At 55.7% G+C, this 3,288-nt stretch carries 5 protein-coding genes; all 5 read right to left on the reverse strand.

Annotated features, from left to right (window positions below):
* Positions 1–134: 134 nt before the first annotated feature.
* Positions 135–473 (reverse strand): transcriptional regulator, encoded by a 339-nt coding sequence (locus WA070_RS10860; RefSeq protein WP_422633960.1) that lies wholly within the window; start codon positions 471–473, stop codon positions 135–137.
* Between the two features lie 10 nt (positions 474–483).
* Positions 484–879: a hypothetical protein gene (locus WA070_RS10865; protein WP_422633961.1), complete on the reverse strand. Its 396-nt coding sequence runs from the start codon at positions 877–879 to the stop codon at positions 484–486.
* A 23-nt stretch (positions 880–902) separates the two neighbouring features.
* Positions 903–1,748, reverse strand: coding sequence for a hypothetical protein (locus tag WA070_RS10870; protein ID WP_422633962.1), 846 nt, complete (start codon positions 1,746–1,748; stop codon positions 903–905).
* Positions 1,748–2,422 (reverse strand): signal peptidase I, encoded by a 675-nt coding sequence (gene lepB, locus WA070_RS10875; RefSeq protein ID WP_422633963.1) that lies wholly within the window; start codon positions 2,420–2,422, stop codon positions 1,748–1,750. The genes WA070_RS10870 and lepB overlap by 1 nt, the downstream gene beginning before the upstream one ends.
* A 251-nt stretch (positions 2,423–2,673) precedes the next feature.
* Positions 2,674–3,288, reverse strand: a 615-nt coding sequence (locus WA070_RS10880) for a hypothetical protein (RefSeq protein ID WP_422633964.1), incomplete at its 5' end; no start/stop codon positions are given.

Below are 3,288 nucleotides of genomic sequence, written 5' to 3' on the forward strand. Positions count from 1 at the left end.
CTGGCTATCCCACCTGACCTGAAAAAGTACGATTGCATGCAGCAACACGGACGCTGCCAACAGCCCGACAAGGCGGTATTTTTCGGATACATTGATTGTCAGGTTTGAGGAGCATTTCATTGCGTTATTTATATCTATGCTGTATGCAGTTTTGCCTCGCGTCCCTGGATTTGAGCCGAGGGCGCGGGGTTGGCGAGCGGCAGCAGTTTCTGCAACGCCAGAATGTAGTTCTGCAACGCGGTGCGTCCAGTTTCGGTCAAGGCGTAACAGGTCTGGACGCGTCTGGTGCTGTCGTCCTTGCGGATGCTTATGTATTCGGCGGCGATCAGTTTTTTCAGGTGTGAGTCCAAATTGCCGTCGGATACGTCCAGTTGACGCTTGAGTTCGGTGAATGTGGCCTCGCCCGCGCCCGCCAGAAAGGCGGCGAGCTGGGTGCGCAATGGCTGGTGCAGCAGGGGGTCGAGTATCTCCATGGTAGAGCGATTACTTCTGGTTCATTTTGATGTGCAGGTATCCAGCATTGCTGCCGTCTTCCTGCGGGATGCGGAGTTCGAGATTCGTCTCGACCAAGCTGCGCGCGGGCTGCCAGTTTTTACCGTCGAAGCTGGCGAACTGTTTGAATATATACACGTCGCGCTTGAGCGTGACATGCAGCGTCGATTGTCCTTCACGCTCGAACAGATTGCCGTCCAGCACGGTGGATACTGGCAGCGGCGTGCCCGCTGGGAAAAGCAGGACGTAGTTGTCGCCTGCTGGGAGCGGTTGACCGAAGCGGATTTGCGGTGCTTGGGCGATTTCGGTTGTGTTAGGCGACAGTCCAGCACAGGCGGAGAGGGCGATGCAAGTGGCGGCGGCGAACAGAGTGCGGGCGAGTTTCATGGGTGTCTCCTTGGTGGGTAATGTCAATGTGATGATGGCAACGCTGCTGGCGGCGTATCTCGTTCGACCGTCATGTCTATTGTTTGGTAGGCGGATTCAAAATCCTTGCCGTCTTTCAACTGCGCTATGAGTGCAAGCAGCCCGCCGGTGCCCGCCTTGGCGAGCCAGGGGCGCAGCTCATGTCCTGCTGCGGTATAGAGAGTGTGCATTTCAGGATCGCCACGCGCTTTACGTTCAATATTCTTGTCATCGCCGTAACGATGAACAGCGTCCAGCCACTGTCTCAATGATTTGAACGTGTGCAATTCTTCGCGTGTCGGTCGCGGCGTGCTGGATGCCACAAGGAATTTCCAGTGACTTTCGGAATGCTCCAGCGTTTCGCTGATCGCAACTGCCACGCCCTCATCGAACCATTGCGGCATATCCCACCATGCGCCGAGGGTGATACGGGAGCGCATTTCGGCGTGCGACCATTCGTGGGCGAGAAAATGCCAGTTCAGCCCGCGCGGCGAAAGCAGGATGCGGTCGCCATAGACTTTCGCCACCGAACCTCTCCCACCAAATTTTTCGTAACAGCTTTCGCTGATACATACATGAACGACAGGGCGCGATTTCACGCTTCCATACGCGGTTCTTATGGCGCTTTCCGCCTTCATCATTGCGTCGCGGAGTTGGGTTCGTGTTGCCTCGTCTGTGCCAGCCTCAACGTAGATGTTCTGCGTGAGCGGAATCAAACCAAAGCTTTCCGGCGCAAGGAGTTTGCCTCCTTGCAGAACACTGCATCCGCCGAACAGACTTAGGGACAGTAGAAGAATGGCTGTCTTCAGGTGTCGGATACGGAGCGGTTGTAAGAATAGGGTGAGAGACATTAGTCGAACGCCAAGCCTTGACCGAACCTCTCCGTGCGGGGGAGCCAGTTTCCTTTGATATCCGCTGATACCAAGATGCGTTGCGCCTGACCGATCAGGAGATGACGGGGGACGAAGCCGAAATAGCGGGAATCCGCACTATTGTCGCGGTTGTCGCCGAGCATCAAAAAATTTCCGTCGGGGACGGCTGTCGGGCCGAAATTATTTCTTGCAGGCACATCGTTCAGCCACTGGACTCGGCGTGTGTTTTGACCGATGGCTTCCGTTACGCGCAAGGCCTCGATGTTCTCGCCGTTTTCAAGTGCCTCCCGCAGGATTTTATGTTCACTATATTCGGCAGCTTGGCCGTTGATATACAGAACCTCGTCCCGCATTTCTACTTGATCGCCAGGCAGTGCGACGATGCGTTTGATCAGCCGCGTACCGTCCTTGGGAGAAAAGAAAGTAACGATGTCACCGCGCTTGGGGTCGGCCATGCGTGCGACAACAATATCCGTTAGCGGAAGCTTGAAGTCATATGCGATGCGGTTTACCAGTACAACGTCGCCCTCCAGTAAATTGGGGCGCATCGAGCCAGAAGGGATCGGATTCCAGTCGGCGATTGCCATACGAAAAAATCCGAAACAGAGTAAGAAAACGATAAAACCGCGATTGTTTTTGATGAAGTTTTTCATGGTGCTCCTTTCAATAATGATTAAATTTCCAAGCACAACCTGCGTATGTTTTTACGGGTGTGTTGTCGGCGATTGTGGTTTGTCTTTCCGTAATAGCCGAAACCAGAACAGGCTTTCCAGAATAATGCCAATGACAGCAAAGCCTACGATGCCTTGCCTCCAGCCGACGGTGTAGGCTGCAAAAGCGGCAACGAGGCACGCTAACGTAATGAGATGTCGCATTGGCAACTCCTGTTGTAAGTAATAACTCGTTAATGAATGGGTTGATGCCGGGTTTCCACGACCAGACTGGTGCGTATCTCTGGGCCGTTTTGCGGAGTCAGTTCGGCCTTGATCCAGGGGATGCGAATCCAGTTCGATTCGCGCGCCAATGCCCAGCTTTCGCCAGGAATGCGCCAGTCGCCAGTCGGCTGGCCGTTGCTCATCATGATTTCGAGCGGCACGTTCAACTCCAGCGGCAGCACCGATGCGCTGCTGGCACGGAACACGTTGCCAGAGACTTCGACCTTGACTGGGATGCTGCTGCCTGCGGGCAGGAGAACGATCTGTTGCGCGGCGGGTTGTTGGCGGAATTCTTTCAGCGATGCCAGCGGCACATCGGGCGGCACGCTGGCGACGACCAGCCGTTGCGCCAGCAGCGGCGGGATCAGCACGCACAACAGCCAAGCCACCGATTGCAGCATCCGCACCCCTGCGGCGCGTTCCTGGCCACGATCCAGCATCAAGGCCAGTAGCGGCAGTCCCAACCCCAAGGTGGAAGCGGCAACCCACTGCGAAGCGGCGTAATCCAGACGAAAGGCCAGCGAGGCGACACCGACAGCAATGATCAACGCGCCCGTCCATTCCAGCAACTGTTCAGAGAACAG

The organism is Sphingobium sp. (assembly GCF_049304695.1).
Taxonomy (GTDB): domain Bacteria; phylum Pseudomonadota; class Alphaproteobacteria; order Sphingomonadales; family Sphingomonadaceae; genus Sphingobium.